Source organism: Vogesella amnigena (genome assembly GCF_042648905.1).
Lineage (GTDB): Bacteria > Pseudomonadota > Gammaproteobacteria > Burkholderiales > Chromobacteriaceae > Vogesella > Vogesella amnigena.
In genome coordinates this window covers 64,227-85,843 of the sequence record NZ_JBHRYH010000017.1, presented here as the reverse complement: position 1 = coordinate 85,843, position 21,617 = coordinate 64,227, and the positions used below count along the sequence as shown (strand labels likewise).

15 protein-coding genes are annotated in these 21,617 nt (G+C 65.2%); 3 read left to right on the top strand and 12 right to left on the bottom strand.

Annotated elements, in window-relative coordinates:
• Window positions 1-39 precede the first annotated feature (39 nt).
• Together clpB and mnmC are read right to left on the bottom strand one after the other, a co-directional pair.
• Complete coding sequence (gene clpB, locus ACFOKJ_RS07675; protein ID WP_390278111.1) at window positions 40-2,616, bottom strand: ATP-dependent chaperone ClpB; 2,577 nt, start codon at window positions 2,614-2,616, stop codon at window positions 40-42.
• 251 nt (window positions 2,617-2,867) lie between these two features.
• Window positions 2,868-4,859 carry a bifunctional tRNA (5-methylaminomethyl-2-thiouridine)(34)-methyltransferase MnmD/FAD-dependent 5-carboxymethylaminomethyl-2-thiouridine(34) oxidoreductase MnmC gene (mnmC, locus tag ACFOKJ_RS07670; RefSeq protein ID WP_390278107.1) on the bottom strand — a complete coding sequence of 664 codons (1,992 nt, stop codon included), beginning with the start codon at window positions 4,857-4,859 and terminating at the stop codon, window positions 2,868-2,870.
• A gap of 346 nt (window positions 4,860-5,205) precedes the next feature.
• On the opposite strand from mnmC, the gene ACFOKJ_RS07665 reads away from it, so the two are divergent.
• The gene (locus tag ACFOKJ_RS07665) at window positions 5,206-7,242 is read left to right on the top strand and encodes a methyl-accepting chemotaxis protein (protein ID WP_390278104.1); all 2,037 of its coding nucleotides are present in this window, start codon (window positions 5,206-5,208) and stop codon (window positions 7,240-7,242) included.
• A 107-nt stretch (window positions 7,243-7,349) separates the two neighbouring features.
• Here the strand turns inward: ACFOKJ_RS07665 and fumC are convergent, their stop codons facing one another.
• From fumC to lhpI, 8 genes are all read right to left on the bottom strand, one after another.
• Window positions 7,350-8,735, bottom strand: a complete 1,386-nt coding sequence (gene fumC, locus ACFOKJ_RS07660; RefSeq protein WP_390278101.1) for a class II fumarate hydratase — start codon at window positions 8,733-8,735, stop codon at window positions 7,350-7,352.
• Window positions 8,736-8,844: 109 nt separating this feature from the next.
• Window positions 8,845-9,825 carry a diguanylate cyclase domain-containing protein gene (locus ACFOKJ_RS07655; protein WP_390278098.1) on the bottom strand — a complete coding sequence of 327 codons (981 nt, stop codon included), beginning with the start codon at window positions 9,823-9,825 and terminating at the stop codon, window positions 8,845-8,847.
• A gap of 76 nt (window positions 9,826-9,901) precedes the next feature.
• Window positions 9,902-10,138 carry an acyl carrier protein gene (locus ACFOKJ_RS07650; protein WP_390278095.1) on the bottom strand — a complete coding sequence of 79 codons (237 nt, stop codon included), beginning with the start codon at window positions 10,136-10,138 and terminating at the stop codon, window positions 9,902-9,904.
• 22 nt (window positions 10,139-10,160) lie between these two features.
• Entirely contained in the window at window positions 10,161-11,339 is a 1,179-nt protein-coding gene (locus tag ACFOKJ_RS07645) for a dihydrolipoamide acetyltransferase family protein (RefSeq protein WP_390278092.1), read from the bottom strand.
• A 6-nt stretch (window positions 11,340-11,345) separates the two neighbouring features.
• Window positions 11,346-12,329 carry an alpha-ketoacid dehydrogenase subunit beta gene (locus ACFOKJ_RS07640; RefSeq protein WP_390278090.1) on the bottom strand — a complete coding sequence of 328 codons (984 nt, stop codon included), beginning with the start codon at window positions 12,327-12,329 and terminating at the stop codon, window positions 11,346-11,348.
• Window positions 12,326-13,324, bottom strand: coding sequence for a pyruvate dehydrogenase (acetyl-transferring) E1 component subunit alpha (gene pdhA / locus ACFOKJ_RS07635; RefSeq protein ID WP_390278087.1), 999 nt, complete (start codon window positions 13,322-13,324; stop codon window positions 12,326-12,328). The genes ACFOKJ_RS07640 and pdhA overlap by 4 nt, the downstream gene beginning before the upstream one ends.
• 10 nt (window positions 13,325-13,334) lie before the next feature.
• Window positions 13,335-15,113, bottom strand: coding sequence for an acetate--CoA ligase (gene acsA, locus ACFOKJ_RS07630; RefSeq protein ID WP_390278084.1), 1,779 nt, complete (start codon window positions 15,111-15,113; stop codon window positions 13,335-13,337).
• Window positions 15,114-15,329: 216 nt separating this feature from the next.
• On the bottom strand, window positions 15,330-16,250 hold the full coding sequence (gene lhpI / locus ACFOKJ_RS07625; RefSeq protein ID WP_390278082.1) for a bifunctional Delta(1)-pyrroline-2-carboxylate/Delta(1)-piperideine-2-carboxylate reductase: 921 nt from the start codon (window positions 16,248-16,250) through the stop codon (window positions 15,330-15,332).
• Between the two features lie 210 nt (window positions 16,251-16,460).
• Here lhpI and ACFOKJ_RS07620 point away from each other — a divergent pair, with 210 nt between their 5' ends.
• Both ACFOKJ_RS07620 and ACFOKJ_RS07615 read left to right on the top strand, forming a co-directional pair.
• Window positions 16,461-17,189, top strand: a complete 729-nt coding sequence (locus tag ACFOKJ_RS07620) for a FadR/GntR family transcriptional regulator (RefSeq protein ID WP_390278080.1) — start codon at window positions 16,461-16,463, stop codon at window positions 17,187-17,189.
• Between the two features lie 518 nt (window positions 17,190-17,707).
• The gene (locus ACFOKJ_RS07615; protein ID WP_390278078.1) at window positions 17,708-19,375 is read left to right on the top strand and encodes an ABC-F family ATP-binding cassette domain-containing protein; all 1,668 of its coding nucleotides are present in this window, start codon (window positions 17,708-17,710) and stop codon (window positions 19,373-19,375) included.
• Between the two features lie 309 nt (window positions 19,376-19,684).
• On the opposite strand, the gene ACFOKJ_RS07610 is transcribed toward ACFOKJ_RS07615, so the two are convergent.
• Both ACFOKJ_RS07610 and ACFOKJ_RS07605 read right to left on the bottom strand, forming a co-directional pair.
• Window positions 19,685-20,884, bottom strand: a complete 1,200-nt coding sequence (locus tag ACFOKJ_RS07610; protein WP_390278076.1) for an ammonium transporter — start codon at window positions 20,882-20,884, stop codon at window positions 19,685-19,687.
• A 168-nt stretch (window positions 20,885-21,052) separates the two neighbouring features.
• The gene (locus ACFOKJ_RS07605) at window positions 21,053-21,550 is read right to left on the bottom strand and encodes a winged helix-turn-helix transcriptional regulator (RefSeq protein ID WP_390278074.1); all 498 of its coding nucleotides are present in this window, start codon (window positions 21,548-21,550) and stop codon (window positions 21,053-21,055) included.
• Between the last annotated feature and the right edge of the window lie 67 nt (window positions 21,551-21,617).

Sequence of the window (21,617 nt, the reverse complement as noted above, 5' to 3'; positions counted from 1 at the left end):
CCGTGGAAGGTTGGCCGCATGTTTTGTGGGCTAGCCGGTTTAGTCGAACTGCAGCTGGCCAGCCCTTGCCTCCACCATGATGGTGGCTTTCGGCGGGTACTTGCCGGCCAGTATCGCCTTGGCAAGCGGGTTCTCGATCTCGCTCTGGATCGCACGTTTCAGTGGCCGTGCGCCGTACACCGGGTCGAAGCCGGCGTCGGCGATCAGGCTCAGCGCCTCGTCGCTCACCTGCAGGCTGATATCCAGCTTGGCCAGGCGCTCTTCCAGCCGCTTCAGTTGGATGCGGGCGATGGACTTGATCTGCGCTTCGCCCAGGCTGTGGAACACCACCATCTCGTCGATACGGTTGATGAACTCCGGGCGGAAGTGCGACTTCACCTCGGCCAGTACCGCCAGTTTCACCACCTGGTAGTCGTCGCTGGCCATGCTCTGGATGTGCTGGCTGCCCATATTGGACGTCATCACGATCACCGTGTTCTTGAAGTCCACGGTGCGGCCCTGGCCGTCGGTCAGGCGGCCGTCGTCCAGCACCTGCAGCAGCACGTTGAACACATCCGGGTGCGCCTTTTCCACTTCATCCAGCAGGATCACGCTGTACGGCTTGCGGCGTACCTGTTCGGTGAGCATGCCGCCTTCCTCGTAGCCCACGTAGCCGGGCGGGGCGCCGATCAGCCGCGCCACCGAGTGCTTCTCCATGTACTCGGACATGTCGATGCGGATCAGGTGCTCCTCGCTATCGAACAGGAAGCCGGCCAGCGCCTTGCACAGCTCGGTCTTGCCCACGCCGGTGGGGCCGAGGAACAGGAAGGAGCCATACGGGCGGTTTGGGTCGGCCAGGCCGGAGCGCGAACGGCGGATGGCGTCGGCCACCACGGTTACCGCCTCGTTCTGGCCCACCACGCGCTGGTGCAGCACGTCTTCCATGTGCAGCAGCTTTTCGCGCTCGCCGGTGAGCATCTTGGATACCGGAATGCCGGTCATGCGCGAGATTACCTCGGCGATTTCCTCGGCGCCCACCTGGGTGCGCAGCAGGCGGTTGGGCTTGCTGTCGCCGCTGCCGGCGGCCTCGGCATCCTTCAGCCGGCCTTCCAGTTGCGGCAGCTTGCCGTACTGCAGCTCCGCCAGCTTCTGCCAGTTGCCCTGGCGCTTGAGCTCTTCCATTTCCACCTTCAGCCGCTCGATCTCTTCCTTGATCGACTGGCTACCCTGCTGGGTGGCCTTCTCGGCCTTCCAGATTTCCTCCAGGTCGGCGTAGTCGCGTGACAGCGTCTCGATTTCCTCCTCGATCAGCTGCAGGCGCTTTTTCGAGGCTTCGTCGGTTTCGCGCCGCACCGCCTCGCGCTCGATCTTCAGCTGGATCAGGCGGCGGTCGAGCTTGTCCATTTCTTCCGGCTTGGAGTCCAGCTCCATCTTGATGCGGCTGGCGGCCTCGTCGATCAGGTCGATGGCCTTGTCCGGCAGGAAACGGTCGGTAATGTAGCGGTGGCTCAGCTCGGCCGCGGCCACGATGGCCGGGTCGGTAATGTCCACGCCGTGGTGAATCTCGTACTTTTCCTGCAGGCCGCGCAGGATGGCGATGGTGTCCTCCACCGTCGGCTCGTCCACCAGCACCTTCTGGAAGCGGCGTTCCAGCGCGGCATCCTTCTCGATGTACTTGCGGTATTCGTCCAGCGTGGTGGCGCCCAGGCAGTGCAGTTCGCCGCGCGCCAGCGCCGGCTTCAGCATATTGCCGGCGTCCATGGCGCCATCGGCCTTGCCGGCGCCCACCATGGTGTGAATCTCGTCGATGAACAGGATGATGTTGCCTTCATCCTTGGCGATATCGCTCAGTACCGCCTTCAGCCGCTCCTCGAACTCGCCACGGTACTTGGCGCCGGCGATCAGCCCTGCCATGTCCAGCACCAGCAGTTTCTTGTGCTTGAGGCTTTCCGGCACTTCGCCGTTGACGATGCGCTGTGCCAGACCTTCCACGATGGCGGTCTTGCCCACGCCTGGCTCGCCGATCAGCACCGGGTTGTTCTTGGTGCGGCGCTGCAGCACCTGGATGGCGCGGCGAATCTCGTCGTCACGGCCGATTACCGGGTCCAGCTTGCCGGCGCGGGCGCGCTCGGTCAGGTCCAGGGTGAATTTCTGCAGTGCCTCGCGCTGGTTTTCGGCATCGGCGCTGCCCACGGTGTCGCCACCGCGCACCGCGTCCACCGCGGCGTGAAGCGCGGCAGGGCTGCCGCCATGCTGCTTCAGCAGGCGGCCGGTTTCGCCCTTGTCTTCCACCAGCACCAGCAGGAACAGCTCGCTGGCGATGAACTGGTCGCCGCGCTTGGTGGCGGCCTTGTCGGTGAGGTTGAGCAGGTTGCCCAGATCGCGCGATACGGTGATCTCGCCACCGGTGCCGGTGACTTTCGGCAGCCGGGCGATGGCGTCGCGCAGCGCGGTTTTCAGGGCGCCGGTATTCACGCCGGCACGGGCCAGCATGCTGCCAGCGCCGCTGTCGGTGTCTTCCAGCATGGCCAGCAGCACATGCTGCGGCTCGATGTAGGCATTGTCTTCGGCCAGGGCCAGGCTCTGGGCCTCGCCAAGGGCTTGCTGGAACTTGGTGGTCAGTTTGTCGAATCGCATGCTGTGCTCTCCGTATAAAGCTTGAATACCTGCAAGTTTGGGAGGGGCTTGCCGGATTTCAAGCGCCTGCCATGCGCGATTGCAGCGAATGCCGCGTGGTTTGATGGTAGACAAAAAAATCGCCCGCACAGGGGCGGGCGGCTGGGGTGGCGGTGCTGGCTGCGGTGGCAGGTTTGTTGCAGCGCAAGAAAGCGGGTGTGCTGCTCCTTGTGCTGCCCGCTACGAGGGTTGGCCGCATGCGGCCAAGCTGGTCATGACGGCTGCTTGTTTTTTTTGCGTATCAGCCCGCGCAGCAGGAAGCGGCTGGGGTGCAGCGCATCCATCAGCCCCTTGGGCAGTGGCAGCGGCTCGTTTTCCAGCAGGCTGGCCAGCACTTCGCCGCATAGCGGCGCGGTGACCATGCCGCGCGAGCCGTGGCCGGTGGTGACGTACAGCCCCGGCAGATAGGGGGCAGGGGTGTCCGGCTGCAGCGTGGCATCGCGCGACAGTATGGCGTATTGCTGCCGGAATGCTTCGGCATCCACCAGCGGACCGGCCAGCGGCAGGTAGTCCGGACTGGTGCAGCGCAGCGCGGCGCGGCCGGTGCAATCGGAGGCCTGCAGGCTGTCGCCGCCCAGCGCCTGGTACAGCGCCGGCACCATATCGGCCAGCATGGCCAGGTTTTCCTGGTGCTCGCCCGGCGTGGTGGCGCCGGCCGGCTGTTCGAACTTGAAGGTGGCGCCAAAGCAGTGGCTGTCATGCCGTGCCGGCGAGATGTAGCCTTCGCCGCAGATCACGCTGCGCAGGGCGCGGCTGGCGGCGGTGGCCGGCAGCACCGACACCTGGCCGCGTATCGGCTTGAGCGGCAGCTGGCTGCCGGCGGCGAACTGGCGCACATCGTTGGCATTGGCCAGTACCGCCACGCTGGCGCGGGCCAGCTCGCCGTGCTGGTTTGCGGCCAACCACTGGCCGTTTTCCAGCTGCTGCAGGCTGTCTACGCTGCAGCCGGTGCGCAGCCGGATATTCGGGTGTGCCAGCAGCTGGCGCACCAGCGCCGGCGGGTGCAGCCAGCCGCCCTGCGGGAAGTACAGCCCGCTGTGCGTCAGCGGCACGCCGGCCAGCTGCGATGCCTGTTGGGCGCTGACGGCGTGCAGGATGCCCGTCGGCAGCCCGGCATTGGCAAGCCCCTGTTGGCGCTTGGCCTCGTCGGCATCGTGTGCCAGTTGCAGTACGCCGCAGGGCTGCCAGCTTTCCTCGCCCGGCGGCAGCTGCGCCGCCAGGGTGCGCAGGCTGTGGCTGTAGCCGGCCAGCAGCAGGCGGGTGAGCGGGGTGAAGTGTGGCGACAGCTTGGTGTACAGCACGCCCTGCGGGTTGCCGGAGGCCTCGCTGGCCGGCGCCGGCTGGCGATCCAGCACCGTTACCTGCCAGCCGCGCAGCGCCAGGCTGTGCGCCACGCTGGCACCGGCAATGCCGGCACCGATCACGATGGCGCTGCGTTCTGCCGCTTGCTGTCGTGGCCGCGCGTACCACGGCGCCAGCCAGCCGGCTGCGGGCGGGGTAACAAGTTGGCCGCGCGTCATCTCACGCTTGCTGCCATGCCCGGCTACCTTTTCTACACTGAAACCTGCAGCCGTCAATCCACGCCGCACCATGCCGGCACAGGTAAAGGTGGCCAGGGTCGCACCCGGTGCCGACAGCCGCGCCAGCTGCTGGAACAGCGCCGGTTGCCACATGTCAGGGTTGCGTGACGGGGCGAAACCGTCCAGGAACCAGGCATCTATTGCCGCATCCAGCTGCGGCAGGGTCTCCAGTGCATCGCCCACCAGCAGCGTGAGGCTGATGCGCCCATCCTGCAGCGTGAAGCGGTGCCAGCCCGGCGGCAGTTCGGCGTATTGCTGCAGCAGCTGTTCCGCCTGCGGCGCCAGCTGTGGCCACATGGCCAGCGCGCGCTGCAGGTCATCTGGCTGCAGTGGGTGCTTTTCGGTGCTGACAAAGGCCAGCCGGGCGCTGGCGGGGGCGTGCTGCAGAAAGGTCTGCCACGCCACCAGGAAGTTCAGCCCGGTGCCAAAGCCGGTTTCGCCGATGCTGAACACGGCATTGTCCGCCAGTGCGGCAAAGCGTGCCGGCAGCTGGTTGTGGTGGATGAACACATGGCGGGTTTCGTCGATGCCGCTGTCGCGGGAGAAGTACACGTCGCCATAGTCGCTGGCGACGGGTTGGCCGCTGCTCCAGTCGAGGCGGGCCGCTTGAGTGCTGGAAGACATGTCTGGTGCTGGAAACGGTTGCTGCGTAAAGGTGCGTAGTATGCCCGCGCGCGGGGCAGGCCGGTATGACGCAGGGCAGCTTTTTCCGCCGGGCGTGGCTGCGCGCGCGGTTCTGGCCGCCAGTGTGGTGCGCAGGGTACAGCGAGGAGTGGCGATGTTGCCGAGCGCAAGCACATGAAATGTATAGATATTTGACTGTCTACAATAGGCAGCATGCAGCTGTCTGGTAGGATCTGGCCGATTTTTTGCATGGTGCTTTCAATAGACCCTATAGAATCTGCGGACTATTCCAGACGCGGTGCATGCAAAACGTGACACCGCCGCCTAGCAACGTGGAGACAACAACATGAAACACGCAATGCGTATCGGTACGCGGCTGGTACTGGCGCAGGTGGTATTGATGGTGCTGCTGGTAGCAGCCTTCATGCTGCCCGCCTATTACTTCTCGCAAAAACTGCTGCTGGCACGCACCCAGGGGGTGCAGCAGCAGCTGATCAGCCAGTCGGTAAACATGATCGAGGGCTTTGACGATGCGCTGAAGATTTCCGCGTCGCAGTTCGAGCGCATGTTCGTGGCCAGCTTTCCTGGCGCCATGCAGCTGGTGGCAGGCCAGACCGCCGAGGTGGAGGGGGCCGGCGCGCTGCCGGTGCTCAAGTCCGGCGAGATGGTGCTGAACAACAATCACGACCTGGCCGGCGAGTTTGCCGTGCGCAGCGGCAACCCGGCGGCGGTGCTGTTGCGCCAGGGCGATGATTTCATCCGCATTTCCACCTCCTTGCTGACAGCTGATGGCAAGCGGGCAGTGGGCAGCAAGCTGGAACGCGGCAGCATTGCCTATGAGCGGCTGCTGAAGGGCATGCCCTACCAGGGCAAGATGGTGCTGTATGACAAGGAATACGTGGTCAGCTACAGCCCGATCAAGGACGAGCAGGGCCAGGTAGTGGGCGCCACCTCGGTGGCACTGGGTGCCAGCGAAGGGGTGGGCGGCCTGCTGGCACGCCTGACCAAGGTACACATCGGCGAGTCCGGCCATATCCAGATTATCGACGTCAACAAGGGCAGCCGTGACTATGGCCGCTTCGTGCTGCATCACAAACTGTCCGGCCGCGGCATCGACAAGGCGCTGGACAGCAAGGGCCAGCCATTCCTGAAAGACATCCTGGACAGCAAGCAGGGCAGCCTGGCCGTGACGCTGCCGGACGACAACGGCAAGCCGGTGGAACACATGCTGAGCTGGCAGCGGCTGGATGCCTGGGGCTGGCTGATCGTCAGCGACGAGCTGGCCAGCGAGCTGCAGCGCGACAACCGCCTGCTGCTGCAGGGTCTGATGGGCGGCTGCGTGCTGCTGCTGGTGCTGATGTCGCTGGCGCTGTGGCTGCTGACCGGCCGGCTGGTGGGGCGCCCGGTGCGTCTGCTGGTGCGCGATGTGGGTGAGGTGCGCGACAGCCATGACCTGACCCGGCGCATCCAGGTAGCGCGGCGTGACGAAGTGGGCGAGGTGGCCGACGCCATCAACAGCCTGCTGGAGAATTTCCGCCACGCGCTGAACCGCACCAGCGCCCACGCCACCGACCTGGAGCTGGCGGCGCGCGAACTGGCCGACAAGGCCGCGGCGGCCGCGAACTCCTCCGGCGAGCAGCGCGAAAGCGCCACGCTGATGCACGGCCTTGGCCGCCAGCTGGAAGACAGCGTGCAGCAGATCGAGCACGTGGCCAGCGAGGCCAGCCGTGCGGCCAACGCCTCCGGCGAGGCAGCTACCCAGGGCAGCCGCAGCCTGGTGGCGGCGGTGGAGGAGGTGAACCGCATTTCCGGCACGCTGGATGCCGCCGCCGGCAGCCTGCATAGCCTGGAAGACAGCGCGCAGCAGATTTCCACCATCATCAACGTGATTCACGATATTGCCGAGCAGACCAACCTGCTGGCGCTGAATGCTGCCATCGAGGCCGCGCGCGCCGGCGAATTCGGCCGCGGCTTTGCCGTGGTGGCCGACGAAGTGCGCAAGCTGGCCGAGCGCACCAGTGCCGCCACCGGCGAGATCTCCGGCAAGATCAACTCCATGCAGAGTGCCACCGGCTGCGCGGTGGACGCCATGCGCCAGTCGGTAACGCTGGCGGCCAATGGCGCCGCCATTACCGGCGAGGCGCGCCACGCCATCGACAGCATCCTGGGTGCCTCGCAGGAAACCATGGCGGTGGTGACGCAGATCCACCAGCGGCTGCTGGAACAGCGTGCCAGCGTGGAGCAGATCGTGGCCCAGGTAGAGCAGGTGGCCACCCTGGCCGGCGTCAGCAACGATGCGGCCAACCGCTCGGCGGACACCGCGCAGCAGATGAGTGGCCTGGCCAACTCCCTGCGCGACGAGGTGAACCTGTTCCGTACCTGAGCGCTTGCTGCCGCTGCCATGCCAAATGCCGTTCACTGCCGACAGTGAACGGCATTTTCATTCCTGCCTGGGCCGCGCCTTCCCGCCGGCTAAAGAGGCAGGGGGCTTCATACCATCTGCTCCGGGCGTACCCAGGCATCGAACTGCGCCGCGCTGACATAGCCGCTGGCGAGAGCCGCCTCGCGCAGCGTCAGCCCCTCGGCGTGGGCGTGCTTGGCGATCTCGGCCGCATGGTCGTATCCGATGTGCGGGCTCAGTGCGGTTACCAGCATCAGCGAACGGGCAAGCAGTTCGTAGATGCGCGCCCGGTTGGCAGTGATGCCGCGCGCGCAGTGCGTATCGAAACTTGCCATCGCGTCAGCCAGCAGCCGCACGCTCTGCAGAAAATTGTGGATGATCAATGGCTTGTAGACATTTAGCTCGAAGTTGCCGGAGGCGCCGCCGATATTCAGCGCCACATCATTGCCCAGCACCTGGCAGCAGACCATGGTCAGGGCTTCGCACTGCGTGGGGTTCACCTTGCCGGGCATGATCGAGCTGCCCGGCTCGTTCTCCGGCAGCAGCAGCTCACCCAGGCCGCAACGTGGCCCGGATGCCAGCCAGCGCACATCGTTGGCAATTTTCATCAGCGCTACCGCCAGGGTCTTCAGCGCGCCGTGCGCGCTGACCAGGGCATCATGTCCGGCCAGCGCGGCAAAGCGGTTGGCCGCACAGCGAAACGGCAGGCCGGTGTCCGCTGCAAGGCCGGCGGCGAGCTCGGCCCCAAACCTGGGGTGGGTGTTCAAGCCGGTGCCCACCGCGGTTGCGCCAGCCGCCAGCTCGTACAGCGCATCCATGCTGCTGCGTACCGCTTGCTCGGCATGCTGCAGCTGCGCCACCCAGCCGGAAACCTCCTGGCCTAGTGTCAGCGGTACGGCATCCTGCAGGTGTGTGCGCCCGATCTTGACGATGGCGGCGAAGTCCTGTGACTTGCCGTCCAGGGTGGCTTGCAGTGCCTGCAGACTTGGCAGCAGCCTGGCATGCAGTTCGCTGGCGGCGGCCACATGCATGGCCGTGGGGAAGATATCGTTGGAAGACTGGCCAAGGTTGACCTGATCGTTGGGGTGCACGCAGCGCGCGGCGCCGCGTCCGGCTCCCAGCAGCTCGGAGGCACGGTTGGCCAGCACCTCGTTCATGTTCATATTGCTTTGCGTGCCGGAGCCGGTCTGCCACACCGACAGCGGAAACGCCTGTGGGTGCTTGCCCGCCAGCACTTCGCCGGCGGCGGCAATGATGGCGCCGGCAACGGACTCCGGCAGCTGGCCGAGGCTGGCGTTTACCCGCGCGCTCACCAGCTTTACCCGCGCCAGCGCCATGAGCAGCGCGGCGGGCATCTGTTCGGTGGAAATGCTGAAATGCGCCAGGGAGCGCTGGGTCTGCGCGCCCCACAAGGCCTCGGCCGGCACGGCAACCGTGCCCATGGCGTCATTTTCCATTCGGGTGGCGGTACGCATCAGTGGCCTCCTGTAGTGGGTGAACCGGCTTTGCCTGTTTCCGATGCACCCTTCAGTCTAGCCCAGCCCGTCGCGCGGGCCGTGCCGGCCTGTGCCTGCCGGTGCCGACTCAGGCCTGGTAGTAGGCTATGCGGTTACCCCCAGCCGCCTTGGCGCGGTACATGGCGGTATCCGCCAGGGCCAGCAGTTGCTCGGTAGTCTGTGCATCGGCAGGGTAGATGGCAACGCCAATGCTCACCGCCGGGACAAGCGTCAGCCGCGGCAACAGCACTGGCTGACAAATGGCCTGTTGCAGCCGCTCCAGCATCTGCCGGCACTCGCTGGCCTGTTGCAGCCCCCACAGCAGGATGATGAATTCATCTCCCCCCAGGCGGGCGATGGTGTCACCACTGCGCACGTTCGACGCCATACGGCTGGCTACGGCCTGTAGCACCAGGTCACCCGTCTGGTGTCCGTGGGCATCATTGATTGCCTTGAAGCCATCGAGGTCCAGAAAGCAGACCGCCAGCATGGTGCTGGTCCGGTCGGCCTGGGCCAGCGCCAGGTGCAGGCGGTCGTTGAACAGCAGCCGATTGGGCAGCCCGGTCAGGGGGTCGAAATTGGCATTCTTCTCCAACGACTGCATAAGCAGCTTCTGCTCGGTAATGTCGGCCAGGATGCCGACAAAGTGCGAGATATTCTGGTTCTGGTCATAGACGGCGGAAATATTCAGCCGGACAGCGTAGAGCGATCCATCGCGATGCCGGTTCCAGACTTCTCCCCGCCATTGTCCTTTGGTCAGCAGGGTGTGCCACAGCGCGGAGAAAAATGCCTTGTCGTGTAACTGCGATGAAAATATGCGCGGGGTGTTGCCGATCAGTTCGGCGCGGTCATAGCTGGTCAGGGCGCACAGGGTAGGGTTCACATCGATGATGACTTCGGACAGATCGGTAATGCATATCCCTTCGTCGGAATTGATGAACAGGGAATCCGCCAGCCTGAGCCGGGTCTCAACCGACCACAGGACGCTGGATAATCCTTTGCTACTGTGTCCCGGGTTGTCACCGGCAGTAGTGCCTGTCGAAAAGCTCATGCTGGGTACCTGAGTCATGTCCTTGTCGCTGCTTGTTGTGCAGTCGACGGCAGTACACACCCGGCCGCCGTGCCATGGCACGGTAATGGCGCAGCTACTGCGCCAGGTAAGTCACAATTCCCTGCAGCGTGAACAGCCGGGGGTAGTCTTTCTCCGGTATGTCCTGCCCGCTACCCTTGCTCAGACCAATGATGAGGTTAAGAAAATCCATCGAATCCAGATCCAGTGCCGCGCGCAGGTCCTCGCTGTCGCCCACGCCGGCCAGCTCGGCCTCCGGGGCGATGCGGGCCAGTACGCTGGCCACCAGCGCCATGACTTCATCCCTGTTCATGCCTGTTCTCCTGTACCCGTGCTCACAAGGTGTCCGGGTGTTGCAGTGCTTCGTTGATGGCGGCCAGCAGCTGCCCGCCCAGGTGGCCGTCGGTCACGCGGTGGTCCGCCGCCAGGCTGACACTCAGCACCTCGCGTACCGCCAGTTGCCCGTCCAGCACCCATGGCCGCTGCTGTACCCGGCCGAAGCCGATGATGGCCACTTGCGGCGGGTAGATCACACCCAGCACGCTTTCGGCGCCGCGCTCGCCCAGGTTGGTAACGGTAATGCTCGGGTCGCCCAGCTCCGAGCTGCGCAGGCCGCCGGCCCTGGCCCGCTGCACCAGCTCGCGCATGGCGGCCATCAGCTGCGGCAGGCTCAAGCGGTCTACATGGTGGATGGCCGGGGCGATCAACCCGCCGCCGCGCAAGGCAATGGCCCAGCCGATATGCAGGCCCTGGCCGGCGTGAAAGCCGCCATCCCGGTAAAAACCGTTGAACTGCGGGTAGGCCTGCAGCGCCTTGGCACATGCCTTCAACAGCAGCACCGCTGCCAGCAGGCGCTGCTCCGGCGGCTGCCCGGCATTCCAAGCGGCCAACCACTGCGCGGCGGCGGTGAAGTCGATGCTGTCGCTAAGGTAGTAATGCGGAATCTCGCGCTTGGAGCGGCCCATGGCTGCGGCAATGGCCAGCCGCATCTGCGCCGGGTCGAAACCGCGATGTGGCTCGCTGCCTTGTGCCGGAGCCGTCGGCTGTCGGGCGGCAGTAGCCTCGACATCGCGCAGGCAGATGGCGCCGCCCTCGCCAGTTCCCGCCAGTGTCGCCACGTCCACGCCAAGCTGCTGCGCCCGCCGCCGCGCTGCCGGGCTGATGCGCATGCGGCCAACGTTGGCCGCAAGGCCGGCGGCCGCGGGGCTGGCGGCTGCCGTGGCTGGCACCAGCGCGGCAACAACTGCCGGTGCAGCTGGCGCCACGGTTTGCGCCACTTCACCGGGCTGCTGCACCGTAGCCAGCACGGTGCCTACCGGTACCTCCTGATCCAGCGCGGCCAGATTGCTGATGACACCATCAAGGAATATTTCCACGTCGATGGCGCCCTTGTGGGTTTCCACCACCGCCACCACGTCGCCGGATTTGACGCGATCTCCCGCCTTCACCAGCCACTGCACCAGCTTGCCGGTCTCCATGTCGGCGCCCAGCGAGGGCATCAGAAAATCGGCCATATCGCGCTACCCCGCCGGCTGCAGCAGCGCGCGGGCGGCCGCCACGATGTCCGCCACCTGCGGCAGCGCCGCGGTTTCCATATGCGCCGCGTAGGGCACCGGTACTTCGGCGCTGCACACCCGCCGCACTGGCGCATCCAGTTCGTATAACGCCTCGTCGGCCAGCCGGGCGGCGATTTCGGCGGAGATGGAGCCGCTGCGCCAGCCTTCGTCCACGATCAGGCAGCGGTGGGTGCGGTTCACCGATGCGATAACGGTGGCGCTGTCCAGCGGCCGCAGCACGCGCAGGTCGATCACCTCGGCCTGGATGCCGGCGCGAGCCAGCTCTTCGGCGGCGACCAGGCATTTTGGCAGGCTGTTGCCATAGGTCACCAGGCTGATGTCGGTGCCGCTGCGGCGCACTTTGGCATGCTCGATATCCACGGCACTGACTGCCTCATCCAGCTCGCCTTCGGCGTTGTACAGCACGATGTGCTCGAAAATCAGTACCGGGTTGGGGTCGGCCAGCGCTGCGGCCAACATGTGGCGGGCGTCTTCCACCGTGGCCGGCACCAGCACTTTCAGCCCCGGAATGTGCGCATACCAGCCTTCCAGGCTGTGCGAGTGCTGCGCCGCCAACTGGCGGCCGCCGCCGGTGGCCATGCGGATCACCAGCGGCACGGCGAACTGCCCACCCGACATGTGCGATAGGCTGGCGGCGTTGTTCATGATCTGGTCCAGCGCCAGCAGGCTGAAGTTGCAGGTCATGATTTCGACAATCGGCCGCAGCCCGGCCAGCGCCGCACCCACGCCGGCGCCGGCAATACCGTTCTCGGCCAGCGGGGTATCGCGGATGCGCTGCGGGCCGAACTCCTCCAGCAAGCCCTTGGTTACCGCGTAGCAGCCGCCGTAGCGGCCAACGTCCTCGCCCATGACAAAGCAGCGCGGGTCGGCCAGCAGTGCGGCGCGAATCGCCTGGCGGCAGGCTTCGCGATAGGTGATGCGGCTCATGGCGTTTGCTCCTGCACCACGCTGTCCATCAGCACGAAGCGTGTCAGCTCGGCCAGCGGTTCCGGCGTACCGGCCTCGGCAAATGCCACCGCCGCGTCGATCTCGGCGCTGATGTCGGCATCGATGCGGCAAAGTTCTTCCGCGCTGATCTGCCGGTTGGCCAGCAGCCAGTCCTGCAGCCGGGCGATCGGGTCCAGCTGGCGCCACTTGTCCACCTCGTCCTTGCCGCGGTAGGCCTGGGTATCGAACATGGAATGCGCGCGGTAGCGATAGGTGCGGCACTCCAGCAGGTAGGGGCCGCGCCCGGCACGCAGCTCCGCCACCGCCAGCCTGGCCGCCGCCGCCACCTTCACCAGGTCCATGCCATCCACCTGTGCCGCGGCCACGCGGTAGGCGGCCGCCTTGCGGTAGACCTCCGGCTCGGCATCCGAATCCGCTAGCGGCACACCCATGGCGTACAGGTTGTTTTCGCACACGAACAGCAGCGGCAACTGCCACAACGCCGCCAGGTTCAGGCTCTCGTGAAATGCCCCCTCAGCCACCGCGCCCTCGCCAAAGAAGCACACCGTCACCGCCCCCGGGCGCAGCTGTTTGTCCGCCATGGCGATGCCCACCGCCAGCGGCAGCCCGCCGCCGACAATGGCATTGCCGCCATAGAAGCGCCGCGCCTGGTCGAAGATGTGCATGGAGCCGCCGCGTCCACGGCAGCAGCCTTGCTCTTTGCCCAGCATCTCCGCCATCAGCGCGTCCATCGGTACCCCCCTGGCCAGCGCGTGGCCGTGTTCGCGGTAGGTGGCCAGCACCGCATCGCCAGCGTCCAGTGCCGAAGTGACGCCCACCGCCACCGCCTCCTGACCGTCGTACAGGTGCAGAAAGCCGCGTATCTGCTGCGCCTGGTACAGGGCAACGCAACGAGCCTCGAAGCGGCGGATGCGCTGCATCTGCCGATACAGCTGGTGCAGGCTGGCGCGATCCAGGTGCAGTTTGTCGCTCATCGCCCGGCCCTCACTTTTCGTCGCTTTCCAGGGTGGAAAGATCGCCCTCCGGCAGCCCCAGCTCGCGCGCCTTCAGCAGCCGACGCATGATCTTGCCGCTGCGGGTCTTGGGCAGGTTGTTGCGGAACTCGATCTGCTTGGGCGCCACCGCCGCGCCCAGCCGCTTGCGGGCATGGCCCAAGAGCTCGTTGCGCAGCGCCTCGTCCGGGGCAAAACCGGGCTTGAGCGCCACGAAGGCCTTCACCACCTCGCCGGCCATCGGGTCGGGAATGCCGATCACCCCGGCCTCGGCCACCGCCGGGTGCTCCAGCAGCGCGCTTTCCACCTCGAACGGGCCGATCAGGTGGCCGGACGACTTGATCACGTCATCGGCGCGGCCAACAAACCAGTAGTAGCCATCGGCATCTCGCCGCGCCAGATCGCCGGTCAGATACCAGCCGTCGACAAAGCATTTGCGGTAGCGCTCGTCCTCGTGCAGGTAGCCGCGCATCATCGATGGCCACGGTGTTTTCAGCGCCAGCTCGCCGTCGGTATCCGGCGAGTCGATCAGTCGCAGGCCGCTGCTGTCGCGCTGCACGATGGCTGCGGTGATGCCGGGCAGCGGCTTGCCCATGGAGCCGGGCTTGATGTCCATGGCGGCGTAGTTGGCGATCATGATGCCGCCGGTCTCGGTCTGCCACCAGTTGTCATGGAACGGCAGGCCGAACGCCTGCTGCCCCCACAGCACCGCCTCCGGGTTCAGCGGCTCGCCCACGCTGGCCATGAAGCGCAGCGCCGACAGGTCGTAGCCCTGCAGCGCCGCGGCGCCCAGTTTCATCATCATGCGGATGGCGGTGGGCGCGGTGTACCACACCGTCACGCGCTCGCTGGCCAGCACGCCATACCAGCTCTGCGCGTCGAATTCTGCCTCCACCACCACATTGGTCACGCCGCAGACCAGCGGTGCGATGATGCCGTAGCTGGTACCGGTTACCCAGCCGGGGTCGGCGGTACACCAGAACACATCATCATCGTGCAGATCCAGCGCGTAGCGGCCGGTCACCGCATGCGCCAGCACCGCCGCATGCACGTGCATGGCGCCCTTGGGCTTGCCGGTGGTGCCGCTGGTGAAGTGCAGCAGGCTGACAGACTCCGGGTCGGTGGGCGCGATGGCGTAGTCCGGGTTGGCCGCATCCACCAGCGCGGCCCAGCTGTGCAGGCTGGCATCACCGGCTGGCGCCTCGCCCACCACGATTACATGCCGCAGGCCGGGTAGCCGCTGGCGCAGACCCTGCACCTTGCGCAGGTACAGCTCCGGCGTGGTTACCAGCACGCGCGCATCGCCCATCTCGGCGCGGGTGGCGATAGGCTCCGGGCCGAAGGCCGAGAACAGCGGCGTCACCACGCAGCGCGCCTTGAGCGCGCCCAGCAGCGCCACGTACAGCTCCGGCAGGCGGCCCATCAGCACGAACACGCCTTCGCCCGGCTGTACCCCCAGACTGTGCAGCGCGTTGGCAAAGCGGTTGCTGGCCTGTGCCAGCCCGGCATAGCTCAGCTCGCGCCGCTCGCCATTGCGCCCCAGCCAGCGCAAGGCGGTCTTGTCGCCGCGGCCATGCGCCAGGTGGCGGTCTACCGCCTCGTAGGCGATGTTCAGTCCCGCGCCGCCCGGCAGGCCATCCAGCAAGTTGGCCGCATCGTCCCAGCGGAACTGCGCCGCCGCCTGTTCGTAGCTTGCCAGATGCGGTGCGGGTTGTTGCGTGCCGGTCTTGTGGATACGGGTCTGGCCCATCGGCTGTTTGTCGTCAGACATCGATCATCTCCAGGCGGCGTACGGCCTGAGTACAACGGCAGGGGTGGATTGCTAGGTTATTTATAAGTGATGGATTCCCAGCGGCAATGCGCCAGGTCAAGTGCGGGCGTGGCGCCGCGTCGTGCGAAGGGGGGCAGTGAGCGGCGCTGGCTGGCGGCATCTCGGTGCCGTGCCAGCGCCCCGGTGTGGCCAAACAGCGCTCTTCAGGCGCTGGCCCTAGCCAGCGCCCTTGCCGAGCACCCGCAATGCGCAGCGTGCTGCGGCCAGGTCCCAGGCGCCGGTGCCAACGCTCTTGAACAGGCGTGGGCGGGTGAAGTCGATGGGCGCAACGCCTGCGTCGGCTAGCGACTGCACCGTGTTCCAGTCGATGCCGGCCTGGATCAGGTCGCCGGCCTCGTGACGCGCGCCGATCGTGTCATCGATATAGATCGTGCTGCCATGAACCGGGGTAGCGCCATACTCGACCATGTCCGGCTTGAAGGCGCCGACGCCGACAAGCAGGCGATTGGCCTGTGCTGCCTGGGTGTACACCGGTGTCTTGCTCGTGGTGAGGGTAACCACCACCTCGGCCGCATCGTCTACCGCCTGGCCGCCAGCCAGCAGCTGCAGCGGCAGGGCGCGGTGGCGCTCGATAAAGTCGCGAACCTGCTGTTGCGAGCGGCCGTGTACATCCACCCGCATGCCCGGGTACTGGTCGGCAAATGCTTCCAGGTGCGCGGAGGTCTGCTTGCCGCAGCCGAATACCGCAATGTGTCCGGGTGCTGCCGGCAGTAGCCGGCGCATGGCCAGCAGGGTAACTGCGGCGGTGCGGCGGGCGGTTACCGTGGGACCGTCCAGCAGCAGGCGCGGGCTGCCGGAGGCAGCGTCATAAACGCTGACGATCCCCTGGATGGTCGGCAAGCCTATGCGCTGATTGCCCGGGCACACGTTGACCAGCTTGTGAATGCCGATGTCGTGCGTGGTGGCCGGCATCGACAGCAGGACGGCGCTGTCCTGCAGGGGCAGCACTTGCCGTTCCGGGCAATGTATCTGCCCGGCCTGGTAATCCCGTGCCGCCTGCGCGATGTCTTCGCACAGCGCGTTGTACGGCAGCAGCTCGGCGGTCTGCTGTGGCGAAAGAACGGATAGGTTCTGCATGTGGGGCTTCCAATGGCTGAAGACGAGCGTGGCGGGCCGCTTAGCGTGGGCTGCTCATGCCCCGCTGGGCTGATATACTTACCAATATCTGGTTTCTGGTAAATATTTTTACCGTTTGATCGAGTGGTTTGCAAAACTGGTTTTTAAAAGTTGCCACATTGCGGGTGACTGTTGACCAGTTTTGCAACAATCGCAAGCAAGGAGTTTGCCGTGCAGGAAGAGCCGAACCAGCCGTTTCGTGCCCAGCTGGTGTACGAACAGGTGGCCGAACAGATTCGGGCCCGGATTTATGCTGGAGACTATGCGCCCGAGTCGCGGCTGCCCTCCGAGCGCGAGCTGGCCACCCTGTTTGGTGTGAGCCGCCCCGCCGTGCGCGAGGCAATCGGCGCGCTGCAGAACGAGGCACTGGTTATAACCCGCCGTGGTTCTGGCACCTATGTATGCAAGGAACTGCCGGGGAGACCGGCCGATGCGGGGCAGCTACGTGAGCGCACCGACGACAGCCCGGTTGCCATGCTGGAAGTGCGGCTGATGCTGGAGCCGGCGATTGCCCGCATGGCGGCGCGCAAGTCGCGACGCAGCCCGGTGGCCGAGCAGCTGCTGGCGGCGATGGCGCGGGTCAAGGATATTGACGACCCGCAGCAGCAACTGCTGTGGAGCGAATCGGACCGTCTGTTCCACCGCGAGTTGGCCGTGATGACCGGTGATGGGTTACTGGTAAGAATTGCAGACCAGATCGCCAGCAGCATGGAGCAGCCGCTGTGGCAGCGCTTGCGCGATGACGGCATCTACGACGCCGCGCGCATCGAGCTGTATGTTGCGGAACACCGGCTGATCTACGAGGCCATCGTCGATGGTGACGAGCAGGCGGCCGCTTTTTATGTCGAGCAGCACCTGAAGCGGGTCAGCAAGGATATGACCCATCTGCAGCAGTCGTAGGGTGGCGGGGGAGGTTGCATCCGGTCAGGATTCCTCTGCGGCGGCCATTCAGGTGACTGCCATGCACCGAAACCTGCCTTACGGCCAATTCGTGCTAAGCGGCCAAGGCGGTCTGTTACCCCAGGGCACCTCGAAAAACTCCAGCTTTCGTCGCGATACTGTGTTGCTCACGAAAAATTTCTCCTTACATATCAAATATATGCTGCGTAGAAATTTTTCGTTCGCGCCTTGTCTCGCTTAAAAATCCGGGTTTTTCGAGGCGCCCCCCATTTGTCCTGAGCGTCTGCTTAGAGTCACACACCGGCCATTTCTCAGTTGCCGGCACCGAACGTCAGCTTTCTTCCCCTTTGGAACACGTAGGGGCGTGTTACCATCTGCGCCGCGCCGTTTTTATTGCTTTGCAGCATGTGACGGCTCCCTGTCCCGGTGCGGCCAACGTTGGCCGCATTGCCTGTCGTCTTCCCGCCTTGTCGCCGGTCGCGGCGTAACCTGTTTTCTGCCGCCGCACGGCGCTTCCCATGATCATTCTGAAAAACGTGGCCCTGCGCCGCGGCACCAAAGTCCTGCTCGACAACGCGTCGGTGACGCTCAATCCCGGCGAGAAAGTCGGCCTGGTCGGCCGCAACGGCGCCGGCAAATCCTCGCTGTTCGCGGTGCTGAACGGCTCGCTGCACGAAGACGGCGGCGATGTGTCGATCCCGTCGCAGTGGCGCATGTCGCAGGTGGCGCAGGACATGCCGGAAACGGCGCAGACGGCGACCGAGTTTGTGATCGAAGGCGATACCACCCTGCTCGCCGCGCAGCAGGAGGTGGCCGAGGCCGAGGCAGGCGAAGACTACATGCGCATGGCGCACGCCTATACCGCGCTCAACGATGCCGGTGCCCACGACGCGCCGGCACGGGCACAAGCGCTGATTCTCGGGCTGGGTTTCAGCGTCGCCGAACTGCAGCAGCCGGTGAACAGCTTTTCCGGCGGCTGGCGCATGCGGCTGCAACTGGCGCGTGCGCTGATGTGCCCGTCCGATCTGCTGCTGCTGGACGAGCCGACCAACCACCTGGATCTGGACGCGCTGGTATGGCTGGAAGCGTGGCTGAAGCAGTACGCCGGCACCATGGTGGTGATCAGCCATGACCGCGAATTCCTCGATGCCGTCACCAACGTGACGCTGCACGTCGACAATGCCAAGCTGGTGCGCTACGGCGGCAATTACAGCAAGTTCGAGGACATGCGTGCAGAACAGCTGGTTCTGCAGCAGGCGGCGCAGGCCAAGCAGCAGGAAAAGATGGCGCACCTGCAGAAGTTCATCGATCGCTTCAAGGCCAAGGCCAGCAAGGCGAAGCAGGCGCAGAGCCGGGTCAAGGCGCTGGAGCGGATGGAGAAGATCGCGCCGGTGCTGGCCGATGCCGAGTTCCAGTTCGAATTCAAGGAGCCGCAGAGCTTGCCGAACTCGATGCTGGCTATGACCGGCGCGGTGTTCGGCTATCCGGCGCCGGAGGGCGCGCCGGAAGATACGCCGCCGACGGTGATCGTGCGCAATGTGAACCGCACCGTGCTGGCCGGGCAGCGTATCGGCATTCTCGGTGCCAACGGCCAGGGCAAATCGACGCTGGTGAAAACCGTGGCCGAGGCGCTGCAGGCGGTCGGAGGCGAGATCATTCGCGGCAAGGGGCTCAATATCGGCTACTTCTCGCAGCAGGAGCTGGACGTGCTGCGGCCGGAGGACGATCCGCTGCAGCACATGTTCCGTCTGGTGCGCGACACCCCGGCGGCGATGCGGCCGTCGGCCAACGATTGCCGCGAGCAGGGGCTGCGCAATTTCCTCGGCACCTTCAACTTCAGCGGCGACATGGTGAAGCAGCCGGTCGGCAGCATGAGCGGCGGCGAGAAGGCGCGGCTGGTGCTGTGCATGATCGTGTGGCAGCGGCCAAACCTGCTGCTGCTGGATGAACCGACCAACCATCTGGACCTCGCCACCCGCGAGGCGCTGAGCGTGGCGCTGAACGAGTTCGAAGGCTCGGTGATGCTGGTCAGCCACGACCGGGCGTTGCTGCGTGCGGTGTGCGACGAATTCTGGATGGTGTCGCGTGGCGGGGTCAGCGATTTCGCGGGCGATCTGGACGACTACCAGGTCTACCTGCTGGAAGAGGCCAAGCGCCGGCGAGAAGAGGCGGCCGGCAAGCGTTAAGCCGGCCCGTCTGCGCGTTACCAGCTTGCGGCCAACCATAGGACAGGATTGCCTGCTGGAGCCGGGGCTGTCCAGGTCGGGCTCCAAGTGCACCTTGTGAAAGGGTCACAGGAAGTGGCCTTTGAGCGAGTGCCCGGATTGTCCCGACCTTTTGGGTGCGGTGCTCCAGCGGGATGATTTCTGTATCGCTCATCACTTTTCCAGTTTGTCGGTGCAATGCTGAAGAGTGGAAGTAACGAAAAAGGGAGCCCAGCTCCCTTTTTCATTTGTTCATGCCCGACAGACTTAATTGTTCCCTGTCAGGCGCCCTTACCAGTTGGTTTCCCGCTCCGGGGTGGCGGTGATCTGGTGTATCGACAGGTCGGCGCCGTTGAATTCCTCTTCGTCGCTCAGGCGGATGCCCACGGTGCGCTTGAGCAGGCCATACACCAGGTAGCCGCCGCCAAAGCCGATGGCGATGCCGGCTGCGGTGCCGATCAACTGTGCGCCGAAGCTCACGCCGCCGTGGCCGCCCAGCCAGCCCTGGCCAAAGATGCCGGCTGCCACGCCGCCCCAGGCGCCGCACAGGCCGTGCAGCGGCCATACGCCCAGCACGTCGTCGATCTTCCAGCGGTTCTGCGTCAGGGTGAACAGCCACACGAACATGGCACCGGCCACGCCGCCCACTGCCAGCGCGCCGATCGGATGCATGATGTCGGAGCCGGCGCACACGGCCACCAGGCCCGCCAGCGGGCCGTTGTGGATGAAGCCGGGGTCGTTCTTGCCCAGCCACATCGCGGTGAGGGTGCCGCCCACCATGGCCATCAGCGAGTTGATGGCCACCAGGCCGGAGATGCCGGCGATCTTCTGCGCGCTCATCACGTTGAAGCCGAACCAGCCCACGATCAGGATCCAGGCGCCCAGCGCCAGGAAGGGGATGGAGGAAGGCGGGTGCGCGGCCACGCGGCCTTCCTTGCTGTAGCGGCCACGGCGCGCGCCCAGGTGCAGCACGGCGGCGAGACCGATCCAGCCGCCTACCGCGTGTACCACCACCGAGCCGGCAAAGTCGTGGAACGGCGCGCCCAGGTTGGCCGCAAGCCAGTCCTGCACGCCGAAGTGGCCATTCCAGGCGATGCCCTCAAAGAATGGGTACACCAGGCCCACCAGCAGGAAGGTGGCGGCGGACTGTGGGTGAAACTTCGCTCGCTCGGCAATGCCGCCGGAGACGATGGCCGGAATGGCGGCGGCAAAGGTGAGCAGGAAGAAGAATTTCACCAGTTCGTAGCCGTTGTGCTGGCTGATGTGGTCTACATCGCCAAGGAAATTCACGCCGTAGGCCACGCTGTAGCCCACGAAGAAGTAGGCGATGGCGGAGACGGCAAAGTCGGTAAGGATTTTTACCAGCGCGTTGACCTGGCTTTTCTTGCGCACCGTGCCAAGCTCCAGAAAGGCGAAGCCGGCATGCATGGCCAGGATCATCACCGCGCCCAGCAGCAGGAAGAGGACATCGTTGGGGGAAGTGGCAGTCATGAGAGCGTCCCGTTGTTATGCGTGATCTTGGGGCGTTCATGAGCAATTTCGGTGCCAGCGGCAATATCCGGCACCAAAGCAGGGTTTATGCCAATGGCGGGGCGATTTTGGTGCCTTGTTGGCGATAAAACGGTGCGTGATCAGTGGCTTGCGCCGCTTTGGTGCGCGCTAGTTGCCCAGCGGCAGGATGGCGGTCTCTTTCACCTCTTCCATTACCACGTAGCTGCGCGACTCGTTGGCCTGCGGCAGCTTGAGCAGGATGTCGCCCAGCACTTTGCGGTACATGGACATGTCCGGCAGCCGCACCTTGAGCAGGTAGTCGTACTCGCCGGATACCAGGTGGCATTCCAGTACATCCGGCAGCTTCTGCACCTCGCGGCGGAAGGCATCGAAGATGTCGCCGGATTTGGCGGACAGCTTGATCTCCACGAATACCAGCAGGCTGGCGCCCAGTGCCTGCGGGTTGAGGCGGGCGTGGTAGCCCTCGATCACGCCATCGCGCTCCAGCCGGCGCACCCGTTCGGTGCACGGTGTGGTGGACAGGCCCACCTTGTCGGCCAGCTCGGTCATCGAGATGCGGGCATTGGCCTGCAGGTGCTGCAGGATCTTCAGATCGGTGCGGTCAAGCTGGCGCTGGCTTGTGTTTATTGTGCGTTGCGATTTCACTGGATTTTTCAATTTTTTAAAGAAAAGTCACTACGTATATAGTAAAAGTAAGTGAAAAAAACTGCTT

What these genes read in the sequence shown, in the direction of transcription:
- clpB (WP_390278111.1), bottom strand. Translation starts at nt 2,616, where the DNA reads ATGCGATTCGACAAACTGACCACCAAGTTCCAGCAAGCCCTTGGCGAG.
- mnmC (WP_390278107.1), bottom strand. Translation starts at nt 4,859, where the DNA reads ATGTCTTCCAGCACTCAAGCGGCCCGCCTCGACTGGAGCAGCGGCCAA.
- ACFOKJ_RS07665 (WP_390278104.1), top strand. Translation starts at nt 5,206, where the DNA reads ATGAAACACGCAATGCGTATCGGTACGCGGCTGGTACTGGCGCAGGTG.
- fumC (WP_390278101.1), bottom strand. Translation starts at nt 8,735, where the DNA reads ATGCGTACCGCCACCCGAATGGAAAATGACGCCATGGGCACGGTTGCC.
- ACFOKJ_RS07655 (WP_390278098.1), bottom strand. Translation starts at nt 9,825, where the DNA reads ATGACTCAGGTACCCAGCATGAGCTTTTCGACAGGCACTACTGCCGGT.
- ACFOKJ_RS07650 (WP_390278095.1), bottom strand. Translation starts at nt 10,138, where the DNA reads ATGAACAGGGATGAAGTCATGGCGCTGGTGGCCAGCGTACTGGCCCGC.
- ACFOKJ_RS07645 (WP_390278092.1), bottom strand. Translation starts at nt 11,339, where the DNA reads ATGGCCGATTTTCTGATGCCCTCGCTGGGCGCCGACATGGAGACCGGC.
- ACFOKJ_RS07640 (WP_390278090.1), bottom strand. Translation starts at nt 12,329, where the DNA reads ATGAGCCGCATCACCTATCGCGAAGCCTGCCGCCAGGCGATTCGCGCC.
- pdhA (WP_390278087.1), bottom strand. Translation starts at nt 13,324, where the DNA reads ATGAGCGACAAACTGCACCTGGATCGCGCCAGCCTGCACCAGCTGTAT.
- acsA (WP_390278084.1), bottom strand. Translation starts at nt 15,113, where the DNA reads ATGTCTGACGACAAACAGCCGATGGGCCAGACCCGTATCCACAAGACC.
- lhpI (WP_390278082.1), bottom strand. Translation starts at nt 16,250, where the DNA reads ATGCAGAACCTATCCGTTCTTTCGCCACAGCAGACCGCCGAGCTGCTG.
- ACFOKJ_RS07615 (WP_390278078.1), top strand. Translation starts at nt 17,708, where the DNA reads ATGATCATTCTGAAAAACGTGGCCCTGCGCCGCGGCACCAAAGTCCTG.
- ACFOKJ_RS07610 (WP_390278076.1), bottom strand. Translation starts at nt 20,884, where the DNA reads ATGACTGCCACTTCCCCCAACGATGTCCTCTTCCTGCTGCTGGGCGCG.